The organism is Marinobacter sp. DY40_1A1 (assembly GCF_016597815.1).
GTDB lineage: Bacteria > Pseudomonadota > Gammaproteobacteria > Pseudomonadales > Oleiphilaceae > Marinobacter > Marinobacter xiaoshiensis.
In genome coordinates this window covers 268,822-293,822 of sequence record NZ_VCHA01000002.1, presented here as the reverse complement: position 1 = coordinate 293,822, position 25,001 = coordinate 268,822, and the positions used below count along the sequence as shown (strand labels likewise).

At 54.5% G+C, this 25,001-nt stretch carries 23 protein-coding genes; 9 read left to right on the top strand and 14 right to left on the bottom strand.

The window, feature by feature from the left end:
- Positions 1 to 180 precede the first annotated feature (180 nt).
- On the top strand, positions 181 to 3,960 hold the full coding sequence (locus tag FFI61_RS07255; protein ID WP_200369775.1) for a DUF1631 family protein: 3,780 nt from the start codon (positions 181 to 183) through the stop codon (positions 3,958 to 3,960).
- A gap of 63 nt (positions 3,961 to 4,023) precedes the next feature.
- Entirely contained in the window at positions 4,024 to 4,890 is an 867-nt protein-coding gene (locus tag FFI61_RS07250; protein ID WP_200369774.1) for a phosphoribulokinase, read from the top strand.
- Positions 4,891 to 4,932: 42 nt separating this feature from the next.
- Here FFI61_RS07250 and speD read toward each other — a convergent pair whose 3' ends face one another.
- Both speD and FFI61_RS07240 read right to left on the bottom strand, forming a co-directional pair.
- Positions 4,933 to 5,727, bottom strand: a complete 795-nt coding sequence (gene speD / locus FFI61_RS07245) for an adenosylmethionine decarboxylase (protein WP_200202240.1) — start codon at positions 5,725 to 5,727, stop codon at positions 4,933 to 4,935.
- Between the two features lie 164 nt (positions 5,728 to 5,891).
- Positions 5,892 to 6,320 carry an OsmC family protein gene (locus FFI61_RS07240; protein WP_200202239.1) on the bottom strand — a complete coding sequence of 143 codons (429 nt, stop codon included), beginning with the start codon at positions 6,318 to 6,320 and terminating at the stop codon, positions 5,892 to 5,894.
- Positions 6,321 to 6,584: 264 nt separating this feature from the next.
- Between FFI61_RS07240 and crp the strand changes: the two genes are divergently transcribed.
- Positions 6,585 to 7,226 carry a cAMP-activated global transcriptional regulator CRP gene (crp, locus tag FFI61_RS07235; protein ID WP_100638015.1) on the top strand — a complete coding sequence of 214 codons (642 nt, stop codon included), beginning with the start codon at positions 6,585 to 6,587 and terminating at the stop codon, positions 7,224 to 7,226.
- Here crp and FFI61_RS07230 read toward each other — a convergent pair.
- From FFI61_RS07230 to FFI61_RS07200, 7 genes are all read right to left on the bottom strand, one after another.
- The gene (locus tag FFI61_RS07230) at positions 7,223 to 8,095 is read right to left on the bottom strand and encodes an alpha/beta fold hydrolase (RefSeq protein ID WP_200369773.1); all 873 of its coding nucleotides are present in this window, start codon (positions 8,093 to 8,095) and stop codon (positions 7,223 to 7,225) included. The genes crp and FFI61_RS07230 overlap by 4 nt on opposite strands.
- 101 nt (positions 8,096 to 8,196) lie before the next feature.
- The gene (gene modC / locus FFI61_RS07225) at positions 8,197 to 9,276 is read right to left on the bottom strand and encodes a molybdenum ABC transporter ATP-binding protein (protein WP_200369940.1); all 1,080 of its coding nucleotides are present in this window, start codon (positions 9,274 to 9,276) and stop codon (positions 8,197 to 8,199) included.
- On the bottom strand, positions 9,276 to 9,953 hold the full coding sequence (modB, locus tag FFI61_RS07220; protein ID WP_200202237.1) for a molybdate ABC transporter permease subunit: 678 nt from the start codon (positions 9,951 to 9,953) through the stop codon (positions 9,276 to 9,278). Before modB ends, modC begins: the two co-directional genes overlap by 1 nt.
- 20 nt (positions 9,954 to 9,973) lie before the next feature.
- A complete protein-coding gene (gene modA / locus FFI61_RS07215; protein ID WP_227714719.1) occupies positions 9,974 to 10,753 on the bottom strand; it encodes a molybdate ABC transporter substrate-binding protein in 780 nt (259 codons plus the stop codon).
- 95 nt (positions 10,754 to 10,848) lie between these two features.
- Positions 10,849 to 11,211: a winged helix-turn-helix domain-containing protein gene (locus FFI61_RS07210; protein WP_200202236.1), complete on the bottom strand. Its 363-nt coding sequence runs from the start codon at positions 11,209 to 11,211 to the stop codon at positions 10,849 to 10,851.
- Entirely contained in the window at positions 11,204 to 12,121 is a 918-nt protein-coding gene (locus tag FFI61_RS07205; RefSeq protein ID WP_200369772.1) for an alpha/beta hydrolase, read from the bottom strand. The genes FFI61_RS07210 and FFI61_RS07205 overlap by 8 nt, the downstream gene beginning before the upstream one ends.
- 47 nt (positions 12,122 to 12,168) lie before the next feature.
- Complete coding sequence (locus tag FFI61_RS07200; RefSeq protein WP_200369771.1) at positions 12,169 to 12,909, bottom strand: glutathione S-transferase family protein; 741 nt, start codon at positions 12,907 to 12,909, stop codon at positions 12,169 to 12,171.
- Between the two features lie 176 nt (positions 12,910 to 13,085).
- On the opposite strand from FFI61_RS07200, the gene FFI61_RS07195 reads away from it, so the two are divergent.
- Positions 13,086 to 14,063, top strand: a complete 978-nt coding sequence (locus tag FFI61_RS07195; RefSeq protein WP_200369770.1) for an META domain-containing protein — start codon at positions 13,086 to 13,088, stop codon at positions 14,061 to 14,063.
- Here FFI61_RS07195 and FFI61_RS07190 read toward each other — a convergent pair.
- The 4 genes from FFI61_RS07190 to FFI61_RS07175 form a co-directional block, all read right to left on the bottom strand.
- Complete coding sequence (locus tag FFI61_RS07190) at positions 14,033 to 14,872, bottom strand: substrate-binding periplasmic protein (RefSeq protein ID WP_200369769.1); 840 nt, start codon at positions 14,870 to 14,872, stop codon at positions 14,033 to 14,035. The genes FFI61_RS07195 and FFI61_RS07190 overlap by 31 nt on opposite strands.
- A 104-nt stretch (positions 14,873 to 14,976) precedes the next feature.
- Complete coding sequence (locus FFI61_RS07185) at positions 14,977 to 16,008, bottom strand: ATP-binding cassette domain-containing protein (RefSeq protein ID WP_200369768.1); 1,032 nt, start codon at positions 16,006 to 16,008, stop codon at positions 14,977 to 14,979.
- A gap of 9 nt (positions 16,009 to 16,017) precedes the next feature.
- Positions 16,018 to 17,052 carry an ABC transporter permease gene (locus FFI61_RS07180; protein WP_200202230.1) on the bottom strand — a complete coding sequence of 345 codons (1,035 nt, stop codon included), beginning with the start codon at positions 17,050 to 17,052 and terminating at the stop codon, positions 16,018 to 16,020.
- A gap of 122 nt (positions 17,053 to 17,174) precedes the next feature.
- Positions 17,175 to 18,140: an ABC transporter substrate-binding protein gene (locus tag FFI61_RS07175; RefSeq protein WP_200202229.1), complete on the bottom strand. Its 966-nt coding sequence runs from the start codon at positions 18,138 to 18,140 to the stop codon at positions 17,175 to 17,177.
- Between the two features lie 342 nt (positions 18,141 to 18,482).
- Here FFI61_RS07175 and FFI61_RS07170 point away from each other — a divergent pair, with 342 nt between their 5' ends.
- Entirely contained in the window at positions 18,483 to 19,100 is a 618-nt protein-coding gene (locus FFI61_RS07170) for a glutathione S-transferase family protein (protein ID WP_200202228.1), read from the top strand.
- On the opposite strand, the gene FFI61_RS07165 is transcribed toward FFI61_RS07170, so the two are convergent.
- The gene (locus tag FFI61_RS07165; RefSeq protein ID WP_227714718.1) at positions 19,072 to 20,256 is read right to left on the bottom strand and encodes a GGDEF domain-containing protein; all 1,185 of its coding nucleotides are present in this window, start codon (positions 20,254 to 20,256) and stop codon (positions 19,072 to 19,074) included. The genes FFI61_RS07170 and FFI61_RS07165 overlap by 29 nt on opposite strands.
- Positions 20,257 to 20,352: 96 nt before the next feature.
- On the opposite strand from FFI61_RS07165, the gene FFI61_RS07160 reads away from it, so the two are divergent.
- The 4 genes from FFI61_RS07160 (at position 20,353) to FFI61_RS07145 (ending at position 24,990) form a co-directional block, all read left to right on the top strand.
- Positions 20,353 to 20,967: a DUF4202 domain-containing protein gene (locus FFI61_RS07160; protein ID WP_200369767.1), complete on the top strand. Its 615-nt coding sequence runs from the start codon at positions 20,353 to 20,355 to the stop codon at positions 20,965 to 20,967.
- 70 nt (positions 20,968 to 21,037) lie between these two features.
- Complete coding sequence (locus tag FFI61_RS07155) at positions 21,038 to 21,742, top strand: response regulator transcription factor (RefSeq protein WP_200369766.1); 705 nt, start codon at positions 21,038 to 21,040, stop codon at positions 21,740 to 21,742.
- A gap of 123 nt (positions 21,743 to 21,865) precedes the next feature.
- Positions 21,866 to 23,833 carry a TonB-dependent receptor domain-containing protein gene (locus FFI61_RS07150; RefSeq protein ID WP_200369765.1) on the top strand — a complete coding sequence of 656 codons (1,968 nt, stop codon included), beginning with the start codon at positions 21,866 to 21,868 and terminating at the stop codon, positions 23,831 to 23,833.
- A gap of 5 nt (positions 23,834 to 23,838) precedes the next feature.
- Entirely contained in the window at positions 23,839 to 24,990 is a 1,152-nt protein-coding gene (locus FFI61_RS07145; protein ID WP_227714717.1) for an ABC transporter substrate-binding protein, read from the top strand.
- The last annotated feature ends 11 nt before the right edge of the window (positions 24,991 to 25,001 follow it).

Sequence of the window (25,001 nt, the reverse complement as noted above, 5' to 3'; positions counted from 1 at the left end):
ATGTTATGGTTTGGCGGTATATGTGTCCGTCACAGATCGCTATAGTACACTTATAGTATTGGTTATAAGCATCAGCATTTTTTGTATAACAGCAGGTGGCAAAGGCCACTTTTCAGGGACGTTAGTCGCTGGCAGGCTGAACACCCAGCCCCTCCGACTTTACGCAATGTCAGGTAGTTCATGGATCCGAGAGAACGTCGAAGCAGCCCTCGTAAACCTATCAAGCTTGCTGCCCAGATTGATCTGGGTACGGGTGAGACATGGCCGTGTCAGATTGCGGACTTTTGCCCGGAAGGCCTTTTTGTCCGTTATTCCGGTGAGACATCCCGCAAGCTCGATCGGGCGTTTGCTGCCTCGAGTCGCCCCGAACTGACTGTGCGATTTCGCGACCCGGATGGCAAACGCCGGCATGAGGTTCACGTGAGTGTGGCCAGGCGTATTGATGGAGCCATGGGCGTGAGTTTTACCCGCGACAACCCGGAAGCCGTAGCGTCTATGCTGCAGCAATGTGGCGGTTCTGATAGTCAGGAGCGGGCTTCACTACGCGCGCCGAGTGAGCGAGTCCAGTTTGTCCTGCACCAGTCTGCGCGGGCGGTTATCCAGCACATAGAACCGCTTATGGATGCCTGCTTTGTGCAAATGGCCGATACCCTGAAAGCAGCGGCGCAGAAAGCGACGAACGACCAGCAAGCCAACGAGTTAATGGACTTTTCCGGTCAGGTTAAGGCTCGGCAACGGGTTATCTGGCATCAGATGGCTCGTAGTCTGGAATCACCACTTAAACCGGCGCCTAAAGGCTTTCCGGGCTCCGAACTCTCTGTTGTGGACAAAGGCGAGTTTGAAGACTGGCTGACCATCCGGGTAATGGTGACAAAGGCCGACACCCAGTATCGCAAGGATCTTCTGCAGCTCAAGCTTCGTTTGGACAAGTTGGGCATTGCCAATGCGACCGGGCACCACAATCCTCTCGGCCCGTCACTTGTGTGTGAATCTTTTCATGCCGGGCTGACCCAGCTCAAGGCCTCCAGAGAAGTAGAGAAAATTTGCCTGAAGGTGTTCGAGCAGTCAGTCCTGCACCACCTTGGCCCGCTCTACAAGGAACTGAACAATATTCTGATTCGTCATGGCGTGCTGCCGGAGCTTGATCTCAGCAAGTACCTGAGTGAGCAGGCCGCCAGTAGTCCAGCGGACAGGCCGGCCGCGGAGCAGAGCCAGCCAGAGCCTGCACAGATGGAAGCAGCGCGCAACACTACGCCGCAGAATGATCAGGCTCAGCCCGGAGCAGAGCCGCCCGTGCCCCGCGGAGCAAGCGTCGGGAAATCGCGATTGGGCAGTGAATTCCGGGGCTATGCCCAAGCTGCTCAAACCGCCTTTGCGACTGTGCGAAACCTTCTGGGAACACTTGCAGCAACTCGGGCAAAAAGTGGTGGCATCGAGCAAACGCCTTTTCCCGTCAACGCCAAGCCTGTGTCTACCGGCGAACTGCAGCGTGAACTTCAACAGCTGCAGGCGGAGCCGGTTGAGGCTGCGACTAATGTGGTCCCTTTGCGGGAACGGGTAGTGGAAAAAGTCCGCGAGATGGGCGGCAAAAAGCTGGATGATGAACAGCAAAGCACGCTGGATGTTGTCGACCGTTTTTTCCACTCGGTAACCGAGAGCCCGAAGCTCAGCGAATACGCTCAGCAGCGAATGCGCCAGCTACAGGTACCGGTTTTGAAAGTGGTGATGCGCGACCCTGCTTTTTTTGATGACAAAAACAGCCCGGTTCGAGGCGTGATGAACCGACTGGCCCAGTTGGGTGTCAAGGGTGGTCGTCTGAACCCGGTGGTGCAACGCAAGGTTGATGAGCTTGTCCAGCGTATTACTACCGAGTTCGAACAGGATACCGGCGTTTTTGAGAACACAGTACAAGAGCTTGATGGCTTGATCGACCGCCAGAATCTGGTCTATCGGCGCAACGTTGAGCGGGTAACCGCCGCAGCCGAAGGCGCCCAGAAAGTGGCGGAATCGAAAGTGGCCGTAGCGGAAGTGTTGAACCAGAAGCTGGCGGGCCGGAAGGTGCCGAAAGCGGTGCTTAGTCTCCTGGACGGCGGTTGGCGGGACCTTTTGTCACTGACCTGGATTCGCCAGGGTGCAGACAGCCAGATCTGGGAGGATTACCTTGCAGTTGTTGACTCCCTGCTGGCGTTTTCAGAAGACCACGACTCCGCCATAAACCTGCCTGAATTGCTCCGGGTTATTCAGGATGGATTGGCGTCTATTTCCAGTAACCACATGCCATCATCCCAGATACGTGATGAGCTGAAACAGTTTTTGGTGCGTCGTCCAGAGAGCCCGCCGGAAATGGTGGAAGTTCCCAAAGCACAACCTGCCAAAGACCTCAAAAAGGCACTGTCTGAGCGCGAACAGCGCAGTCTGCAGCGCTGGATCAATCGTGCTCAGAGGCTGCGGACGGGTGATTGGCTTCGGGATCAGGAAAAGCCTGACGAGCCTCAGTATATCCGCCTGGTTTGGGTGGCTCGTGGGTTCACCCGCTTTGTTTTCGTGAATCACCAGGGCATGCGGGTAGTGGAACTGGAGCTGGAAGCCTTGGCACGCCAGATGCGCAAAGGCGTTATCGTACCTGATAGCCAATACGAACGGCCCTTGGTGGATGAAAGCATCGACCGAATGGTGCGTAAGGTCTATGACCAGTTGTCCTGGGCCTCAACCCACGACGAGCTGACAGGCTTGCTTGGCCGCCGGGAATTTGAGCGCATGCTTGATCAGCAGTTGGCCAGGCGTGAAGATGAACGCTCCTTGGTCAGGCTGGATTTGCGCAAGTTCCGCTTGCTGAATGACACCGCCGGCTATCAGGCGGGTGACGATGCGCTCAAACGGGTGGCCGATTTGTTGCGAGAGCATGTGGGGGACGGAATGCCCCTGGCAAGGCTCGCGGGGAACGAGTTTGGCATGCTTGTGCCAGCGGAAAGCGCTGACGATGCGGCCCGTAATCTCATTCTGGCTGTTGAAGCGGCTGAGTTTGTCTACGGCGAACGTCGCTATCAGTTGTCTGCCAGTATTGGTGTTGTGCCTGAATTACCAGGCCTGGTTAGCGCCGAGCGCTGGCTGAGAGCATCCGAGCAAGCTTTAGCCAGCGCAAGAGAGAAAGGTCTTGGGAAGGTGTCAGAGTATTCTCTGGATGCTGGCGATCAGGCGCGGCAGGAACAGATCGCGGCCAAAGTGGCCAGCCTTGGCGATCTCGATGAAGAGCGCATGCTGTTGCGATGCCAGAAAATTATTCCGTTGCACAGCCGTACCAGAATGGCGGCACAGTATGAAGTACTGATCAGCATGTACGATGATGCCGGAGTACTGATTACCGGGCGTGATTTTGTGCGCATGGCAGAGCGGTATGATCGCATGCAAGCAGTAGATCGCTGGGTGGTAGGGCACATGCTGGACTGGCTGCGGGTACAGGCGCCAGACCCCCGCCACCTTGGTGGAGTGTGTATCAACCTCTCGGGTTATTCACTGAACGACCAGTCGCTGCTTGAGCATATCTATGAAAAGCTGAGTGAAAAAGACGCGCCCATTGAGCGTCTCTGGTTTGAAGTTACCGAAGCCTCGGCAATCAATGATGTGCAGGCGGTGGCGGACTTTATTATCGAGATGAAGGAGCTTGGTTGCAGGTTCTGTCTCGGAAACTTCGGCAGTGGGCCCAGCTCGTTCGAGTTCATGCGCTCGCTCCCGGTGGATTTGATAAAGATAGACAGCGCGTTCACCGGCCAGCTCAGCACCAGTGAAACAGATCGCGCCATGGTGCAGTCCATGGTGGATATGGCGCATTATATGGATCGGGAAGTGATTGCCAGCCAGGTTGAATCCCGCGACGTTCTGGATACACTGAGGCAGTTGGGCGTGGATTACGCTCAGGGATTTGTGATTGAGAAGCCCCGTTCGCTCGATAGCCTTGCCTGACGCCTTCAAGGCGCACACGCAACATTCACCAGAATTTTATACAACCGGCGGCGCACCTAAGCCATGTCAAAACGTCATCCCATTATTGCGGTAACCGGCTCCTCCGGTGCGGGCACCAGTACCACAGGCCAGATATTCCGGCGCATGTTTGCGAATGAGGGGCTGACGGCGGCGATGGTCAGCGGTGACAGTTTTCACCGCTATAACCGTGAGCAGATGGCCCGGCTGGCTGCCAAGGGGCAGTTTGGTGAACGCAATCACTTTGCTCTTGCCGCCAACCACATTGATAAGCTGGAAGCACTGTTTTACGACTATAGCCACACAGGCAATGGTCGATATCGCCAATATGTGCACGATGAGGATCGTGACTTGCAGGCCGAAGGCCATAAACCGGGCACCTTTACGACATGGGGTTCGCTGCAGGCAGACACGGATCTGCTGTTTTACGAGGGTTTGCACGGGGCGGTAGTCAGCGAAGCTTACAATATTGCCCAGTACGTAGACTTGATGATTGGCGTGGTGCCTATCGTGAACCTCGAGTGGATCCAGAAAATACACCGGGACACCCATCAGCGCGGCTACAGTCAGGAAGCCGTGGTTGCGACCATCATCAACCGTATGGATGACTACGTTCACGATATAGTGCCGCAGTTTTCACATACCCATATCAACTTTCAGCGTATCCCTCTTGTAGATACGTCCAACCCGTTTGTGGTCCGGGATGTGCCCACCGAAGACGAAAGCATGTTTGTTATCCGGTTTCGGGATGCGTCAGACGTGGATTTTTCCTACCTGCTGCAGGCGATACAGAACAGCACGCTGTCACGCCACGACACTCTGGTGATTCCGGGCACAAAAATGGCGCTGGCCATGGATCTTATTGTAAGACCGATGGTGCAGCGCCTTATTGCACAGAAATCTTTCGCCTGAATATGCCAGGGTTGTGCCTGGCAGAAGCCTGGCCGGGTACTCTTACTCCATGTTGCGTGAGTAGAATATCTCCAGCTTTTCGCGACGAAGCCGTTCTTCAATAGAGCGGGCAATCTCCGGATCCAGATCTTCGGCATTTTCACCAAAAACGTGATTGTCCAGGTTGAACTCTTTCACCATCATTTTGGTGTGGAAGAGGTTTTCCTGATACACGTTCACATCGATCATTTGATAAGCGTTCTGTGTATCTTCGGTCAGGTAGTTCTGGATTGAGTTAATGTCGTGATCAATGTAGTGCTTGGTGCCGTCTACATCGCGGGTAAAGCCGCGTACCCGGTAATCAACGGTCACCACGTCAGAATCAAAACTGTGGATCAGGTAGTTTAAAACCTTCAGGGGCGAAATCAGGCCGCAGGTTGATACATCGATGTCTGCCCGGAAGGTGCTGATACCCTCGTGGGGGTGGCTCTCGGGGTAGGTATGCACCGTCACGTGGCTCTTGTCCAGGTGGGCTACGATGGTGTCGGGCAGCGGGCCGGGTGATTCTTCGTTGTCTGGCTCTTCACCGTCGGTCAGCTCATGCTCAGCGATGAGCATGGTAACCGATGCCCCATGGGGCTCGTAATCCTGACGGGCGATGTTGAGCACGTTGGCGCCAATGATCTTGACCACATCGGTCAGTATCTGGGTAAGGCGCTCTGCGTTGTACATCTCGTCGATGTAATCGATATAGCCCTCACGCTGTTCTTCAGTCTGCGCATAACAAATGTCGTAGATATTGAAGCTCAGGGATTTGGTCAGGTTGTTGAAACCGTGCAACTGGAGTTTTGATTCCATGCTCAGCCCCTCCGATCTATGGAGATGAATGACGGCAGGGCGGTAGTAACACGCTCTGCGCAGGCCGCCGCCGACAAGGGTTCAGGTTGTTCACCTTTTGCACTAGCCGGCGGAGAAAGGGCGGTATTATGCACGCCCCGTTGTGCGTTGAATAGTGCTATGGGTCAGGCTTGATCCGCAGTGCGGATTTCGTGGCTGTGGGTGATTTCCACGCCGGCTTTTTCAAGCATGATCGAAGCAGAGCAGTACTTCTCGGCAGACAAACTGACGGCGCGTTTTACCTGGCTTTCTTTCAGGTTGTGGCCGGTCACCACAAAGTGCAGGTGAATCTTTGTGAACACCGAAGGCACGGCATCTGCACGCTCGGCTTCCAGCTCAGCATGGCAGGCAGTGACATCCTGGCGGCTTTTTTTCAGAATGCTCATCACATCAAAAGATGAACAGCCTCCGAGGCCCATCAGCAAAAGCTCCATCGGGCGGGGGCCCAGGTTTTCCCCACCGTGGTCAGGTGGGCCATCCAGCTGCACAGAGTGGCCAGTACCACTGGTAGCTCGGAAGCTGGCATTGCCGGTCCAGTCTACGGTTGCTTTCATCAAGGCTGTGCTCCTGTTGCGCGGTGGCGGGCAATGGCCCGCCTGGATAGTAGCGAATGGACAGGATGCTAGCATAACCGCTAGTCTCTGACAGTCGATGGCGAAAGCCCTTGATACATTTCGTATACTGTTTCCAGTTGCCCAGAGCTAACCTTCTTGTTATAAGTTGTTATGTTATTTGGCAAAAAAATAAACCCGCATGGAAAGCCGGGTGAACAACAAACATCGGATCCCGCCAGTATTTGAGGAGGCATAACCCGCACCATGGCCACAATCATTAAGCCAGTTGAGCAGAAAACAAAGCATCTCGACTATTTTCTTTCTCAGTGCCATCGCCGTCGCTACCCGGCCAAGAGCACCATTATTTACGCGGGCGACAAAAGCGACTCCCTCTTTTACATCGTTAAGGGTTCCGTCACGGTTATCATTGAAGATGATGATGGTCGTGAAATGATCATGGCCTACCTCAATGCCGGAGACTTCTTTGGCGAGATGGGGTTGTTCGATAATATGGATTCCCGCAGTGCCTGGGTGAAGGCAAAAACCGAGTGTGAGGTGGCTGAAATCAGCTATCCCAAATTCCGGGAAATTGCCCAGCAGGATCTTGGAGTTCTCTATTTTATTGGCGAGCAAATGGCGTCGCGCCTGCGTCAAACCACCCGTAAAGTGGGTGATCTGGCATTCCTGGACGTCACTGGTCGGGTTGCCCGTACCTTGCTTGATTTGTGCAAGGAGCCAGACGCCATGACTCACCCGGATGGCATGCAGATCAAGATCACACGTCAGGAAATTGGGCGAATTGTAGGCTGCTCCCGGGAGATGGTTGGCAGAGTGCTTAAAACCCTTGAAGATCAGGGGCTTGTGCGGGTAAAAGGCAAAACCATGGTGGTTTTCGGAACCCGTTAAGAGCGAATAAAGCTGCGTACTGCACTGGCAATGGCGTCTGGTTCTGTGAGCTGCGCCCAGTGCGGTGCGTTTAATTGCACTCGAGTAAGTTTGCCCACCCACTGGTTTAGCTGTCCGAACAAGTCGGCACCCACATAATTGTCTTGCTTCAGAATGATCAATTGCACCGGGCAGCTCGCGAACCTTGGTTGCGGCATGAGCAGACGGGACAGGAAGTTGGCCCGGTATAATCGCACTCCGTAACGTCCGTCATCCTTCTGAGTACTGCTGAAACAGGCATCTGCTACTCCCTCCCGCTTCTGCAATATGACCGGCCACTTTCTATCAAGCCCCAGGCTCCAGATAGCTTCCGGTACAACGGGTATCTGAAACAGAAATACGTACCAGGATTTAAGCAGCTGCCTGGTCATTCTCACTGGCCCACCACCGCTCAGGTTTGAAGACTGTGCTCTTAGCCAGGCCCCGACATGATCGAGACAGGGGCCGGAAATCGATGTGAAGGAGAGAATACGCTTCTGAAGAGGGCCTGAGCCCACAGACTCCCAACTTTGTATGGAACCCCAGTCGTGGGCCAGCAGATGAAACCGGCGGTTAGGCAACAACTCATCCACAACGGCTTCAAGATCCTGCGCGAGCAACGACAAGCGATAGTCCCGTGTGCGAACCGGCTTGTCTGAAAGGCCTGCACCCCGAACGTCGTAGCGCACGAGAAAGAAGTCTGAAGCCAGAGCGCTAACAACCTTGTCCCACACGCGGTGGTTGTCCGGGTACCCGTGAACCAGCACCAGAGGTATGCCGTCAGGATTCCCCTCGGTCACGGCATGCAGTGAGATGTTGTTACTGGTGATGCGGTGGGTGTTGTACATCATTGCAGGCCCGTTATCAGGAGTTGAACGGTGTATGCAAGGAAGCTTACGTGTCTGAATCCCTAGAGGCTGTGGCCAAAAGGGCCATAACCCGGTCCGGTTGATCAATCGACAATGGCGACTGACTTGATCTGCATCCAGACTTGCTGTCCGGGCTCAAGGGCCAGAGTGTGTACGGCTCGGCTGGTAAGGCGAGAAAGAAAGGGGGTTTGCCCTGCCAGCAAGCGCACAATGGATGTGCCCGGGCTGACCTCGAAAGCTACTTCATCAACGATTGCAGGCAACAGATTCTGGATGCTCTGATCGGTTTGCTTGCTCCGGGCCAGGCTGACATCCCTTGCGAGCACCTGCAGCCGAATTTTATGCCCGATCATCAGGCTCTCATCTGCACGCAGCCAGAGATGGCCGCCTCCAAAATCAGCACGGCACAGGTGCCATTGCTCATCCCGTTCTGACAGGGTGGCATCGAGAATCACCCCGGCATCTTTCTCAAGCCCGAAGGGTTGGTTCGTGCGTGCCATGATCTGTTGCAGTGGGCCTTCAGCAACAACCCTTCCGCCATCCATCATCACGATGTGGTCTGCCAGTCGTGCAACTTCAGCGGTAGAGTGGGACACATAGAGCATCGGGATGGCCAGGTTATCCCGCAAGGCTTCCAGGTAGGGCATGATGTCCTGTTTGCTGGCCTGGTCGAGGGCAGACAGGGGTTCATCCATCAGCAGCAACCTGGGGCTTGTGAGCAGTGCCCGGGCAATGGCTACGCGCTGACGCTCTCCGCCAGAGAGTTTTTCCGGCATACGGCCAAGCAGGCGCGAGAGCCCCAGCCATTCAACCGCCTGATCGAAGGATATTTGGCGGTCGCTTTGGGGAATGCGTTTGTACCCGTACATCAGGTTGCGCTTTACCGAAAGGTGGGGGAACAGGCTGGTTTCCTGAAACACGTAGGCCAGGGGCCGTTGATGGACGGGGCGGCTGCCAGTTTTGTTCTGCCATTCGTCACCGTTAACGCGCATGATTCCTTCTGCCGCCTGCAGGCCTGCCATGCAGCGCAGCAAGGTTGTTTTGCCGCAGCCTGAATGCCCGAAGAGGGCGGTGAGCCCGCTACCTGGCAGGTTCAGATCAACGTCCAGTTCAAATGTTCCAACCTTGCAGGCGAAACGTGCCTGTATTCCAGGTGCTGCCATCATTTCACCAGCCCCGACTGCAGCCGGCCATTGAGTGAATACAGGGTTACAAGTACAACAAAGGAGAAGACAACCATGCCCGCAGCCAACCAGTGAGCCTGGGTGTACTCCAGGGATTCCACATGGTCGTAAATGGCCACCGAGAGCACCTTGGTTTCGCCGGGGATGTTGCCGCCGATCATAAGTACAACGCCAAACTCGCCGATGGTATGGGCGAAGGTGAGCACGCTGGCGGTCAGAAAGCCCGGCCTTGCCAAGGGGATCACGATAGAAAAAAACTGGTCCCGGGGCGATGCCCGAAGCGTGGATGCGACCTCAAGAAGTTGCTGATTAATGGAAGCAAACGCATTTTGCAGGGGCTGAACGGTAAACGGCAGGGAATAGATTACCGATGCAATGACCAGACCTTCGAAGGTGAACGGCAACAAACCAAGCCCCAACTGCTCGGTGATCTGGCCAACCATGCCTTTCGGGCCCATCAGCACCAGCAGGTAGAACCCCAGAACCGTAGGCGGCAATACCAGGGGCAAGGCAACAATCGCTGCAATAGGCTGCCTTATCCAGTGATGGCTACGGGCCAGCCACCAGGCAATAGGTGTTCCTACAACCAGAAGTATGGCCGTGGTGAAACCTGCAAGCTTCAAGGTGAGCCACACTGGCTCCCAGTATATGTCCATGGAGTTGCCCGGTTTACGGTTTAATGATCGGTCTCATAACCAAAGCTTTCAATAATATTTCGGGCTTTGTCACCGCGCAGGAATTCAAGCCACTGATGGGCGGCATCGTTATTTTTGCTGCGAGTCAGAAGAATAGCCTGTTGGTTGATGGGGGAATAGTCGGCTTGCGGAATCAGCCATAGGGAGCCGCCTTTGTCATCCCAGGCGCGCACCTGTGAGAGCGCGACAAAGCCGGATTGGGCGTTGGTGGTTGCAACAAACTGGAAGGTCTGGGCAATAGAGTCGCCGCGTACCAGGCGATCCTGCAAGGCGTCCCAAACACCCATCTTGATGAGAACTTCCTGGGCCGCGAAACCGTAGGGCGCTGTTTTCGGGTTCGCAATCGCCAGGCGAGCAAACTCGCCAGACTCAAGCCAGGCCTTGGGGTCATCAAAGGTACCGGGTACCGGGCTCCAGAGCGCAAGTTTGCCGCGTGCATAGGTGAATCGTGTGCCTGCTACGCCTTGGCCATTTTTTTCAAGCAGTTCGGGGCGAAGGCTGTCGGCAGCAAGAAAAACATCGTACGGCGCGCCGTTATCAATTTGGGCGTAGAGCTTGCCGGTGGAGCCGTAGCTTGCAACTGCCTCCAGTCCGGTTGTTTCACCAAAGGCAGCAATGAGTTCACGTGTCGTGTCGGTAAAGTTGGCGGCCACGGCGATGCGCACATCGGCGGCGAAGGCAGTGCTGGCTGATGCCAGAGGTAGAAGGATTGTCAGGCATAGAGCTGCCAGCTGGCGATAGAGCTTTGTTTTCATGAGCATGGATCTTTCTCCTTGTATCCGCTCGGATATAACGCTGAGAATAATATAGTCGCCGTGGGTCGGATACAAGAGAATTAGCGTGTTGTCTGGAAAACTCAGGGCGCAGGCTTGTCTCTGAGTAAGGTCGCCAGCTCAACGAGTTCGGGGCGCTCTGCTACGGCTTTTTCGTACTGCCGATAGAGCGTGAGCACCTTTAGCCCCTCTTCTGAAAGCTCAGCACCACCGCCCTGATTGCCACCTGTGGCGGTGAGTACCAAAGGCTTCTGGAAGCAGGTGTTCATGGTGTCCACCAGCAACCATGCGCGCCGATAGCTCATTTTTAAAGCTCGTGCGGCCGCAGAGATTGAGCGGTGCTGCTGAATCAATTCAAGCAATTGAGCCTTGCCAGGCCCGAGAGCGATGGCGTGGCCGGCTTTGAGTCTTAGCCTTGGAACCAGGCGTTCATTACTATCAGGCATCGGTTATATTTCTCCGGGTAAGCAACGATAGCACGTGTTCCCGAACCTCTTCGGCGTTGGTTTCATTTAGCATCTCATGGCGGCCGCCTTCAAATAGCCGAAGGCTGGTATCTCTTACACCGGTTTGGCGAATGTCTTCAAAGTGCCGGGTAATGCCTTTGCTCATTTCCCCTACGGGGTCATCTGTGCCAGCAAACAGGTGAACCGGAAGATCTTTGCGCCACGCGGAAGGTCTGATTGTCAGCATCCCTTGAATGAAATCATGCCACAGGCCTGTGGTGCACTCGAATCCGCAGAGTGGGTCTGTAATATATTTGTCTACCTGGGTAGTATCCCGGCTTAGCCAATCGCAGTCGGTCCGGTTGGGCTTGAACATACGGTTAAACTTGCCGAAGGACATTTTTGCAATCGTTGGGCTTCGGTGATGCTTGCCGTGGAATCGCCGGATGCCGTTAATCAGGATTCCGGATACCCATAGCTGTGGTCGGTGAATGCGGTTGGTGGCACTGAGTATCAACATATCCAGAGAGGCCGGGTGTTGCTGTGCGCAACTTTGGGCTATGAACGACCCCATGCTGTGCCCAAGCAGGGCAAGAAGGATTCCGGGGAAGCGCACCCGGGTATCCAGTAATACGCGGTTCAGGTCGTCGACGACTTTCCCCCAGCCGTCTGTATCGCTGTAGTGCCCAAGCTGGTCAGGAGTGCAGCCAGGGCCATGCCCCCGGTGATTCATAGTCACAACGGCAATGTTCCGTTCTGTCAGCCACCGGGCGAAATCAGCGTAGCGCTCGGCGTGTTCTGCCATGCCATGGGCGATAACCAGGACTGAACGAGGCGTGTCCGGGGAAAAAATCGCGCCTGTAATGGTGTGGTTATTCTGGCCATTCAGGCTCAAAGATTGCTCTTGCATGGTGTGTACCGGACGCTATTGGGGGCAGTTAATGGTCTGCCACAAGGTTATCGATGCTCATTATAAACCCGGTTGAGTATCAGCAACTGTGGCTGCCACTGGTTGAGCCAGGCTTTTATTTCTTTCGGTATTCTCGCTGGCTTTGGCCAGGGAACCGGGTAGGCCTCTGGTTGAAACAAAGGTGCAAACAGGGATGCGGCTGTCAGATCGGCGCGGGAGAATGCGTCGCCGGCCAGAAACGGCTGCTGACTGTAGATTTCTGCCAGTTCCGTGAGTAATTCTTCCAGTACCTTCCGGGATTGTTCGGCGGTTTTCTCATTGATCTTCATCCACTTCCGCATAACTTCGTTTACCCGGCTGAATGCCAGGCTTAGCAGGATGCGATTGTAGAAGGGGGTACCTGCAGCGAGTAACGGTACCACTATTTTCGGGCGCTGCAGAAAATGGTGGTAGGAATAGCAGCGCACGGCTGGCCCAGCCAGATCATCGAGGCGTTTTTCCCACGCCAGAGCCTGAGCTTTTGCCGGCTCATCAACTGGGGTAATGGGGTTGTCGGGGAAGGTGTGTTCAAGATAGTCGAGAATGTTTGAGGAACCCTGAATAACCTCACCCTCGTGGACCAGAACAGGTACAGATGCCCCCGCGCCTTTGGTGAGCTTTTGCATGGTTTTTATATGCTGCCCAGGCAGAAGGTTTGTGGTTTCATAATTGAGATTCTTGTAGTCCAGTGCCCAGCGGACTTTTTCGCAGTAGTGGGATATTGCAAATTGGTAGAGCCTGAGTGCCATGGGCTGCCTCCTGAGTGAGAAGGCTCAGCATAGCGTCGTGCCCGATAGATAAAAAGTGGAAAGGGGTGCTCGGGTTGCGTGTTTTAATGGCTGCCGGGCCCCGGCAGTTGGTTTTTAGGCATATGAGACATTAAGATGCCACCATTCATTCACGATCTAACACTCAAGGTGTGTCTATGTATTTGCAGCGCTTTTTGAAGGCATCTGCCGTCGCCGCGACGGGGCTTTTTATCTCCGCGTGTGCCTCGGGGCCAAAGACCTCGGGTGCTATTGGCAGCTACCAGTGTGGTCAACTGGATGTCACGGTTGCCAACGCGGGCGATGGCGATTTACTGGGTGTTGATTACCAGGGCAAACGGCTACTCCTGAAACCAAAGCAAAGCGCGTCTGGTGAACTTTATGTGGCCACCGGAGATGATCAGACCCAGTTCTGGAGCAAAGGTGAGCGGGCCACCTTTACTGTAAAAGGCCAGACTTATCCCGAGTGTTTGCAGGCCGGAGCGCTGGAAATGCCGTTTGAAGCCACTGGCAATGAGCCTTTTTGGCACATCCGTGTAGATGGCGAGGAGCTGGTAATGAACCGCCCTTATGACACCGGAGAACCCGAAAGAGTTGCTCTGGAAACAACCGTTGCAAACCGCCACGGCCGGGAGTTTCGTGGCGAGCTGGAAGGCCAGGAACTTACGATGAAAGTTGCTCGCCAACTGTGTGAAGACAACATGTCGGGTGCCCAGTTTCCGGCTCAGGTTCGCCTTGAATTGAACGGTGAGGTGTTTCAGGGCTGCGGCGGTGATACGGACCGCCTGTTCCGGGGCGCTGAGTGGGTTGTTGAAGACCTCGCAAACGCGGGCATTATTGACCGCTCCCGTATAACCATCGAGTTTTTTGAGGACAACCGTGTTGCCGGCAGGGCTTCATGCAACCGTTACGGCGGGCAGTACGAACTCACAGCTGAAGGAGTGAGCTTTGACCACATGTTTGCCACGAAAATGGCTTGCGCGCCTGCTTTGATGAATCAGGAAGATCGTTTTCTGGAGCTCTTATCAAAAGTGAAGCGTGCTGCTATTGGGCGTAACGGTGAGTTGGTGCTGACAACGGACACGGGCGAGACCATCACCGCGTTTCAGTCAACTGAGAGTAAAGGCACCCCGTAGCTGGCAAGAATGTCATCGAACTGACCTGATTGTCGCAGATTTCTGATGCCATCCGACAGGATGCGTGCCAGCTCGGCGGCTTTCGGGTTTGCAGGTGAAAACGCAATATAGAAGGGTGCGCGGTGGATTTCGCCGGCGTCCCGAGGCGCAGGCAACGCTGCCTGGTTCTGCAGTGCCCAGTTCATCACAAGCTCATCTTCTACAAAAATATCTGTCCGGCGTTGATCAAGTAGAACAACTGCACGGCTCAGGGGAGCGGGTCCGGACAATAGCCATACACTGCCCTGATTTTGGTGGTTGCGCTCAATGTAACTGTCCAGCTCAGGTGAGTAGGAGTAGCCGTTAATGGCCAGCAGTGTGCGCCCCTTCAAAGAAGCTATTCCGTTATAAACCCACTGGCTTTCAGCGTTGGTGTAGAGATGTGTTCGTGAAATTCCAATGGGTTCCAGAGGGAATATGAAATCCGGTACATCCCCCCTGAATGCGCCTACTACAGCATCTGCGTGATTATCTTTGGCAAGCTGAATGGCTCTCGCCCAACCTGCATTCATGTATTCGACGCGGTACCCAGCGGAAGCAAAGACCGCTCTTGCTATATCTATGGCATAACCCTCGCGGCCGGAACCAGCGATACAGTTGTGAGGACACCAAGGGTCTGCGGCAATGATAACGGTAAACTTGTCACGATTTGCAGACAGGGTTACATCAGGCGTGTCAGCGGATTGTGATGTAATGCTGGCTGGCTTTTCATCCGGGGGAGAACAGCCGGCCAGGCTGATAAATAAGACTGCAAGTATCGCTCGGAGCATGTCAGGGGCCAGAGTACTTTGGGCAGGAATATGGTGGAATAATAGACCACACACCCCATTTTGTATCGGCCCCGAATAATTAATCCAGGCTGTCGCGGCGTTTATTAGTCGCTTGAGGGCACCAGCGCTCTTGTCAGAGCTTTCATGCACAGGCTTCCAACTGCCTCGCCGTTGCGTACCACTCTGAATACCTTGTCAGTATCGCCACCAGACAGAGAAAGCACAGTTTCCAGATTGTCTTTTTCGGAAAGGTCTCCGGCATAATCTGTGTCCTTATCAACATCGCGGCTCATGATCGAGCGTACCCGAAGAACCCGTGCGCGATTTATATCGTTTATAAAGGCGACTATGTAAGGATCGTTGGGGTTGAGCAGGATGTCCTGGGGGTCACCTTGTTGCACTACTTCTCCATCTTTGAGTATCACCAGGTGGTCGGACAGTTTCAGTGCTTCGTCCAGATCGTGGGTGATGAACACAATGGTTTTTTGCAGTTCACCCTGCAGTTCCAGTAGCAGATCCTGCATGTCTGAGCGGATCAGTGGGTCCAGAGCCGAGAAGGCTTCGTCCATCAACATCACGGGCGAGTTGGAAACCAGCGCCCGGGCTATGCCTACCCGTTGCTGCATGCCGCCAGACAGCTGGTGGGGAAACTGGTTTTCGTTGCCCTCAAGCCCAACTCTGGCCAGCCACTTTACCGCCTCACTTTCGAAATCTGCGACTTTCGAACCTCGAATGTTGAGCGCCATACCGGCGTTCTCAAGTACCGTTTTGTGGGGCAGTAACGCGAACTTCTGGAACACCATGGACATCTGTTCCCGCCGCAGCTGGCGCAGTTCTTCCTCGTTCAAATCCAGAACGTTCTTGCCATCAAGGCGAATTTCACCGGCGGTAGGTTCAATCAGGCGGTTCAGGTGGCGGATCAGAGTGGATTTGCCAGAGCCCGAAAGCCCCATAATAACGGTGATCTTGCCACTGAGGATATCTACGTTGATATCCCTCAGCCCAAGAACATGGTTTTGCTGGTCCAGAAGGTCTGCCTTGTTCATGCCCCGTTTTACATACTCAAGCGCCACGTCTGGCGTGGGGCCGAAGATCTTGTAGAGGTTTTTTATGGAAATCTTTATATCATTTGCCACGTTTCGTCCTCACTGCTTTTGGGTGGCATTGATGCGTGCCAGAGAAGCCTTGGTAACTCGGTCAAGGACCACCGCCAGGATCACGATACCGAGGCCAGCTACCAGGCCAACGCCGAGTTCCAGGTTGCGGATACCGCGAAGTACCAGAACACCCAGGCCCGGTGCGGAAACAAGTGATGCAATAACAACCATCGCGAGACTCATCATGATGGTCTGGTTTACGCCAGCCATAATGTTGGGTAAAGCCAGGGGAATCTGAACCTTGAACAGCTTCTGTCTGGGCGTCATCCCGAAGGCATCCGCCGCTTCGATTACATCCTTGTCTACCAGCCGGATACCCAGGTTGGTCAGCCTCACCACCGGCACAATGGCGTAGAGAATAATGGCGATACCGTAAAGCTTGGATTCCGTCACACTGAACAGGAAGATCAGCGGAATCAGATAAACAAAAGGTGGCAAGGTCTGCAGCATGTCCAAAACCGGGATTGTCAGCCGTTGCAAGGTGTCACTTCTGGACATGGCAATGCCTATGGGCACACCAAACAGTACACAAAGGAAAGCGCAGACGAAAATGATGGCAAGGGTCTGCATGGCGTATTCGTAGTAATCGATGAACGCCAACAGACAAATACTGACGCCCACAAACAGCACCAGTTTCCAGGATTTGGTGACCAGAAAAACCACCGCCAACATGATGGGGATGATGATCCACCAAGGCGTGTTGAGCATGCCGTAAAGGGCGCCATCAAGTGCCCAGCTTAGCGGCTGGGTTAGTGGGTCAAGCACCAGGCTCAGGTTGTCTTTTACTGCAAGGAAGCCCTCTTCAAGGCCTTTTGTAAGCTCTCTGGATTGGGGGAATGCGGCGCAGGAGTCGTTAAGCGCGTCCATCGACGGGAACGGAACGTCCCACAGGGATTCTGGCTCTGCATCTTTGCCCTTGGCTTTGGCGAGCAGATCAGCCATCGACATCGGGCCGTCTTCTTTACCTTTCGCGCACCAGTCTTTTAACCCAAGTGCTGAAAACAGGGAGTCGTAGGTTGCCATCTTTGTTTAGCCTCTTCTGCGCATGGGGAGCCATACGCCACAGATTCAGTTGTTCTCATTAACAGGTGTGCCCGGGGCAGATTTTTGCAAATGCTGCACCCGGGCAAGGGCGGGGCTGTCAGTTATTCAAGAATAGCAGCAAGCTTTGTTCTGGCTTCATCGTTCAGCCAGTCAGACCATTCTTCGCGGTGGGTGCTCAGGAAATACACCGCTGCTTCTTCCGCGGATGCGTTATTGGAGTCCATCCATGCCAGAAGGCCACTCATGGTGTCTGTTTTGAACGTCATTTTGCTGAGCATTGCGGTCACTTCAGGCTCGCGTTTCTTGAAGTCGGTAGTGACTGATGTAAGAACCGTTGCCGCCGGGAACTCGGAAACACCCGGGTTGTCGGCGTTGGCGTTCTGGTTTTTCTCGTGCACCTTCTGCTTGTAATCGCCGAGCTTTACACGGGTCATGTCGTACTTGCCCATAGGCACGGTGGGGCCCCAGTAATAGCCGAACCATGGTTCTTCTTTTTGTACGGCAGATGCCATTGAAGAAGCGAGGGTTTCGCCGGAACCATGGTTGAATACATCGATACCGGATTTTTCAAGATCCATGGCTCGAATCAGGTTGTCGTTTACAATTCTGCAGCCCCAGCCGTCCGGGCAGTTGTTGAAGCGCGAGCCTACCAGTTCGGGGTTGGCCATCACGCCCTCAATGGTCTTCAACTCAGGGTGTTTTTCAACCAGGTAGGTGGGCAGCCACCATCCTTCTTCGCCGCCGGGGTCCAGTACTTTAGCCAGCCGCTCAATTTTGCCTTCTTCTTCGAGGCGCAGGTACGCCTCGCCGGCCGAGTTCAACCACAGTTCGGTGACAATGTCGGGTTCGCCGTTTTCTGCAACCGACGTCACAGCCGGGACTGTGTCTGACGGGATGACTGACACGTCGCAGCCATAACCTTGTTCCATGATGAACTTGGCTACGTTGGTGACCACTGTATTGGAAGCCCAGTTCATTTCTGTAATGGAAACTTCGCCACAGTTGGCTTGTGCCATGGCGGGCACAGATAGCGCACATAGCAGTGCAGCAGACGTAAGCTTTCGCATAGTCACTTCTCCGTTTGAGGGTTGGTGAAATCGGGTATCAGTTGTTTTATGGGTTGTTGTATTACTGATATGGAGTAACCGGGAACGGCTCTCTGATTTGCAGTTTTCTGGCAAGGCCGGGAGTAGGGCAAAACGATTCATCTCGGTTACTACGTAGCTATAAGCATAAGGGTCCTGAGCTCAGTTACAAGGTTTTAACAAAAATGTGGCATTTATGAGGACGTATCCGGACCGCTGTTGGGGCTTCTGGCCAGTTGCTTGACGCAACCCTTTTTTCGGGCCAATCTCTCGAAGGCTTTTAACTTTGATTCATCCTGCTTTTCCGGAACGGAGCTGATAATAATGAAAATTTTCGAAACAAAAACCGCACCGAATCCTCGCCGCGTACGCATGTTCATGGCAGAAAAAGGGCTGCTTGAGAAAGCCGAATTCATCGAGATTGACCTGCAGAAGGGCGAAAACCTGACGCCGGAGTACGTGGCACGCAACCCTATGAAGAAAGTGCCGGTGATGGAGCTGGACGACGGCACCTGCATTGCCGAAACCATGGCCATTTGCCGTTATTTTGAAGAAAGCTATCCGGAAACGCCCACTCTGCTGGGAGATACTCCGCTGGAGAAAGCGCTGATTGAGCAGTGGGTCAGATGGGTGGAGTTCTACTTCTTTATGCCAACAGGCATGTGCTTTCAGCACACCAGTGGCTATTTCAAAGACAGAATGAACCCGATCAAGGAGTGGGGTGAAGACTGCGGGAAGAGTGTTGGAAAGTTTATGGCATTTCTGAACAATCACCTCGCGGACAAGGAATATCTCTGCTGCGACCGGTTAACCGCTGCTGATATAAACGCGTTCACTACTGTAGCCTTCGCCCGTGTAGTGAATATCCGCATCCTGCCGGAGCATGCCCATCTTCAAGCATGGTATGACCGTATCAAGGCGCGCCCGTCTGCGCAGGCTTGATATCGTCTGCGGTTACAGCCGGCTCCGAGCCAGGCGCAGCTATCACTTCAATGCGGTTGCGCCCATTTTCTTTGGCGAGGTACAAAGCATCATCGGCACGCTTTATGGCGCTTTCAATGTCATTGACCCCCTGGCAGCTCGTCATTCCCAGGCTAATGGTTTGATGAATGCTGTGCTCTCCGGCTTCCATGGGCTCGTCTGCCAGGGCAAGACGAGCCTTCTCGGCTACATGCAGGGCGCCATCCAGACTCGTCTGTGGTAAAAGTATAAGGAATTCTTCGCCACCCCAGCGACATAAGGCATCCTCGGCGCGAATTTGACGTTTTAGCCTGTGAGCGGTTTCCTGAAGCACGATGTCACCAATATTGTGGCCGTAGCGGTCGTTTACCCCTTTGAACCGGTCCAGATCACCAAGAATAAGGCTATAAGTGGCGCCGTAGCGCTGCGCCCTGGCGTGTTCCTGCTCCAGCAGCTGGAGCATGGCGCGTCGATTCAGTAACCCGGTCAGTTGGTCGGTTGTCGCCTGTTCCCTGAGTTGTTGCCGGGCCAGAAACTCACCTTTCCGGAGTTGCCTCAGTGCTTCACTGAGCACGAAGCCAATAACCATCATAACCATCGGGTCAAACAAAAAGGGAAGCAGTGCCTTTGTAGCAATGCCCATTGCCAGCGCCACGGGTACAAAAATGGCCAGCGGCACCGCGAACAGGAGCCAAAACTCTTTTGGGCCTCTAACTGAGAGAACGGTAACCCCGAAAAAGCTGATAACCATTCCGTTGGTTACTTGATAAATATTTTCATGCTGCCCACTGTAGTGAACCAGAAACAGTGACAGTATCATGGTCATCACCGAGAGCCCCATGGCTCGGAGCAGATAGCGGCTCTGGCATCTGGGTTTTCCGGTGTAGTGGGAGACGAGCGTGAGCAATGCGCATAGCAAAACCGGTAACCGGCACGCCGCCTCGGTCAGCCACACGTCAGCGTTGTGGCCAAGGCGCAACTGGCGGGTAAACTGATAAAAAACCACGGTGATCAATAGCACCCAAGCCGCAACAACGGCAACTTGTCGTTCTACTATCTGGATATGCGCCTCATAGGCCGCGCGCCATGGGGCCGGGACCTTTCTATATGGTGTTTTGGGGATTGAAATATTCACCATGGTCTTTATCCGGCTGCCAGTAGTTTTGATCATCAGATAATACGAGGTTCGGCGCAATAGCCCTTGAGGGGTAATTGTGTCGTAAAAGGAGACAGTATGAGTGAGGCATCTCTTAAATGTGTTCTGGATGCGATTGATGGTGCAAATCGCGCAGACCCGAATGAGGAGGTTGTAGCAGGCGAGTCCATACCAAGGGAATATGCCTACAGTTTGCACATGACTCGCTGGCTGTATGAGCTGGAGCCAGCCCCCTCCGAACGAGTGCAGATAGCCTGCCGTGCCCAGCATCTTGAACGCTGGAAGATGCCCCGCAGTGATTACCCGGAGGGCCGAAAGTCCTATTACGAGTGGCGTCTGGCCTGTGGGCGCATGCACGGGCGCAGGGCCGCTGAGATTATGGCGGAGTGTGGCTACCCCGAGAGCGAATGTGAGCGGGTTGAGGTGATTGTGACCAAGCGGGAGTTGCGTAAAGACGCAGACACACAACTGCTGGAAGACGTCGCCTGTATGGTGTTTCTCGAGAAGTATTTTGCCCAGTTCTATGCGGATAACGCGGAATATGATCGGGAAAAATGGCTCCGGATTGTGCGACGAACCTGGGGCAAAATGTCGCAGCGGGCCCATGAGCGGGCCTTGGCGCTGGCAGTGAACCTGCCAAGCCATCTGCAGGCGTTGTTACAGGAAGCATTGACCTCTGAGACAGGTGATTAAACACGACACTTGAGGCGCTTTTATCTGGTGCGTATGATACTCATTATCATTTGATATCCGGTATCATTAGATGGCTGTGCCTGCCAATAACAACCCAAAGATCCTGATTGCCGAAAATAACCCGGTCCTGAGGGGGCAGTTGGCAAGCGAGCTGTCCTCCCGCGGGTATCGAGTACTACAAAGCCATGACGGTGATCAGGCGTTGGTTGCCGCTCTGGCCCAGCGGTTCGACTTAATCCTTCTTGACATTCTTTTGCCAAAAATGACGGGTTTCGAAGTGCTCAAAAGGCTTCGCAAAACCAGTCAAACCCCAATCATGATGCTGACTGCGTGCGATGCAGAGGACGAGCGCATCATGGGCTATAGGGCAGGCGCCGACGACTGTTTGCCCAAGCCTTTCAGCTTTACCGAATTGTTTCTGAGAATTGAGGCGCTGCTTCGACGAACGCGAGGCGATACCGACCAAAGAGCTGAGCCATCAACATTGCAACTCGGTGAGCTGCAACTGGATCGGCAAAAGCTACAGGTAAGCTTCCAGGGGAGGCTGGTGAGCCTCACCCCCATTCAGTTTCGTTTGCTCTGGATTCTGGTTCTGCATCAACGAGAGCCTCTGAGCAAGCCCTACCTGTACCAAGTGGTGCTCGAAAAAGAGTTCAATCGGTACGACCGCAGCCTGGATATGCATCTTAGCCGCATCCGCCGCAAGCTGGTTGCGGCGGGGGTGGCCAGTGACCGCCTGCAAACCGTACACGGCAAAGGTTACTGCTTTCTGTAAAGCGATGGATACGTGACAGAGCGAGAGCAGATGTAACAAATGTAAAACCGGTTTCCTTAGCGACACAAGTTATCGAGAATGCATGCCAAATACGAATCATTATCATGATGGAGTTTGGTCGCTATGGCAGTTTTTTCCACAGTCGCACAACCGAAACACTTTCGCCGCAGTGCTCTTTGGTTGGCTCTTGTATCCAGCCCTGTTGTGTATGCTGAACCCGTTGCCCTGGAAACGATACAGGTAACAGCCGAGCGTGAGGCAGAGGCCGACGCAGTGGTGGATGCTAAAAGTATTGAGCGTTTTCTCTCTGCCGATCTGGAAGATATCTTTGCCGGCGAGCCGGAGGTGAGTGTAGGCAGCTCTGTAGGCGTCGCCCAGAAAGTCTACGTTCGCGGTTTGGAAGATCCACTGCTGAACGTCAGCGTGGATGGTGCCACTCAAGCAGGCGTATTGTTTCACCATACCGGCCGAATCGCGGTTGATCCGGACCTGCTGAAACGAGTGGAGGTGGATACCGGTGCCGGTAAAGCCACGGCCGGTGCCGGCGCTCTGGGTGGGGCGATTCGTTTTATTACCAAAGACCCGGAAGATCTCCTGCGTGAAGGTGAGACTGTCGGTGCTTTGGTCAAACTGGGTTCCTTCTCCAACACCAAAGGCTACAGTGCCAGTACCACAATTTTTGGGCGCCTGAACGATCAGTGGAGCACTCTGGTTTCTGTAAATCAGAGCGATCATGAGCGTTATGAAGACGGTAACGGTGACGAGGTGCCCGGCACTGATGCCCGCCAACAAGTTGGTATGGCGAAACTGGTGGGGCACTTCGCCAATGGCCAAACACTGCGTCTGAGCCACGAAATCCGCAACGATGAGGGTGAGCGGCCGCAGCGCCCCCAGTGGGCCGTCAGCAGCTTCAATAAACTCTACGACCTTGATGGCCGCCGGGATACGACCACTCTTAACTATGGTGTGGCGCCGGAAGGCAATCCCTGGTTGGACGCAGAATTCACTTTGTATCAGAGCAAAGCGGAGCTGGAGCAGAATGTGGCAGATCGCTGGGGCCGGTACTTCGGTTTTACTCGCAGCATCGGTGGGGATCTGCGCAATACCAGCCAGTTGGGCAGCCACAGCCTGACCTACGGCGTCGATTACCGTGAAGACAAAGTCAATGCCGGTGGGGAAGCTGATAAGCGGGCCGAAGAAGAAACCGGTGATGTCCTGGGCGTATACCTGCAAGCGGACGTTTGGCTTACACAGCAATTGTTGCTCAGCGCAGGCGCCCGTTATGACGACTACAACTTGCAGGATAACAACGACCAGACATTCAGTGAGGATGCCGTTAGCCCGAATGCAAGTCTGGCTTGGCAAGTTCTGAATGGTTTGACGCTGAAAGCTGGCTACGCCGAAGCTTTCCGCGGGCCTATGCCGCGTGACGCCTTCAAGGTAGATCTTGCGCAGAACGATCCTGACCTCAAAGGTGAAAGGGCGAAGAACACCGAAGTGGGCTTTGATTATGTTTACCAGAACTTCTCCCTGTCGGCGGAGGTTTACCGGTCTGAAATCAAGGATGCTATCGCCGATGTTCTGTTCGGGCCTGCCATCTACCGGAACATTGGCGATCTGAAATCTGACGGCTATCGCATTGCAACCGGCTACCAGTGGAATGCCTTGAGTGCCGGCTTGAGTTTTCACAGCAATGACGCCGAAGTCGATGGCCAGCCTTTGACCGTGTACGAGCATAACCTGCTGGGCAATACCATCGGTGATACCTGGGTCGCTGACCTGATCTACCTCTGGAGCCATAACCTGGAATTTGGGTGGCAGGGCCAATTTGTGCAGGGAATCGACGACCTTGAAACCACTGTGGGCGCGATCGATAAGCCAGGTTACGGGGTGCACGACCTGTTCGTGAACTGGCTGCCAACGGGTAATGAAGATCTGCGTCTGACTCTGGCGGTGAAGAATGTTGGCGACAAGCAATACCTCGACCATGCCAGTAATGCCGATTATCAGGGCATAGCAGGATACGAAGGTGTTGTGGGTATGCCCGCACCCGGTCGGGATATTCGCCTTGGTTTGGCCATGCGCTTTTGAGGCCGATGATGTTACGCATTCGATGCATAGCCGCCCTGGTGGGCGGCCTTTTCTGTTTGTGGGCTGACCTCTCTCTGGCTGCCCGCACGGTCACTGATTTAGCAGGTCGTTCGGTTGAGTTGCCAAGTGAGGTGAATCGGATCGTGCTGGGTGAAAGCCGCTATATCCCGGCGCTTGCCATACTGGACGGAGACGCGCTACCCGACCGCTTGGCCGGTATGCTGCCAGATTTCGAGATGACCGATCCGGGCGGTTACGCCCAGTACCTGAAAGCCTTCCCGGCACTGGCGGATGTGCCCCGGGTGGGGCACACCTCGGCCGACAGCTTTAGCCTGGAAAGCGTGCTTGGTCTGGGTGCTGATCTGGCTATCTTCAGCCTGGAGGGACACGGCCCTGGCGCCCGTAACAAGATGTTGATTGATCAGCTTCAGCGAGCCGGTGTAGTTGTGGTGTTCATTGACTTCCGCCAGAACCCCTTGGTGAATACACCCAAAAGCATGGCGCTTCTGGGTGAGGTGCTCGGGCGACAGGAGGAAGCGCAAACGTTCAACCGGTTTTACCAGCGGGAACTGGCAAAGGTGACCGATGTGGTTGTGCAGATTCCCGAAACTGACTGGCCGAGCGTCTTCCTCCATAGCCGTTTGGGACTGCACGACAGCTGCTGTGAAACCATGGTGGAAGGCATGATGGGGCATTTTCTCAAGGCCGCGGGCGCGCGCAACGTGGCGGAAGGGAAGGTGCCGGGTGTGAGCGGGGTGCTGAACCTGGAATACCTGATCAGCAACCCGCCGGACTACTATGTGGCGACCGCTATCGGCTCCCGCAAATACACCACCTCGGAATCCGACTACAGCTACGTGATGCTGGGCGCTGGTATCGATACGGCGACAGCCCGGGCCTCACTGGCACAAGCCACTGACAGACCCGGACTGCGAGCGGTAGAACCCATCCGCGAAGGCCACGCGATGGCCATTTGGCACCACTTTTACAATACCCCGATGAATGTGATCGCCGTTCAAGCACTGGCCCGCTGGTTTCACCCGGAAGCCTTTTCGGAACTGGATCCGGAGGCCACACTGGCGGAATTCTACCAGCGCTTTCAGCCGATCGAACTGGATGGTATCTACTGGGTTCGCGCCCGGGAGCCAGCTGAATGAGTTCAGTGTCG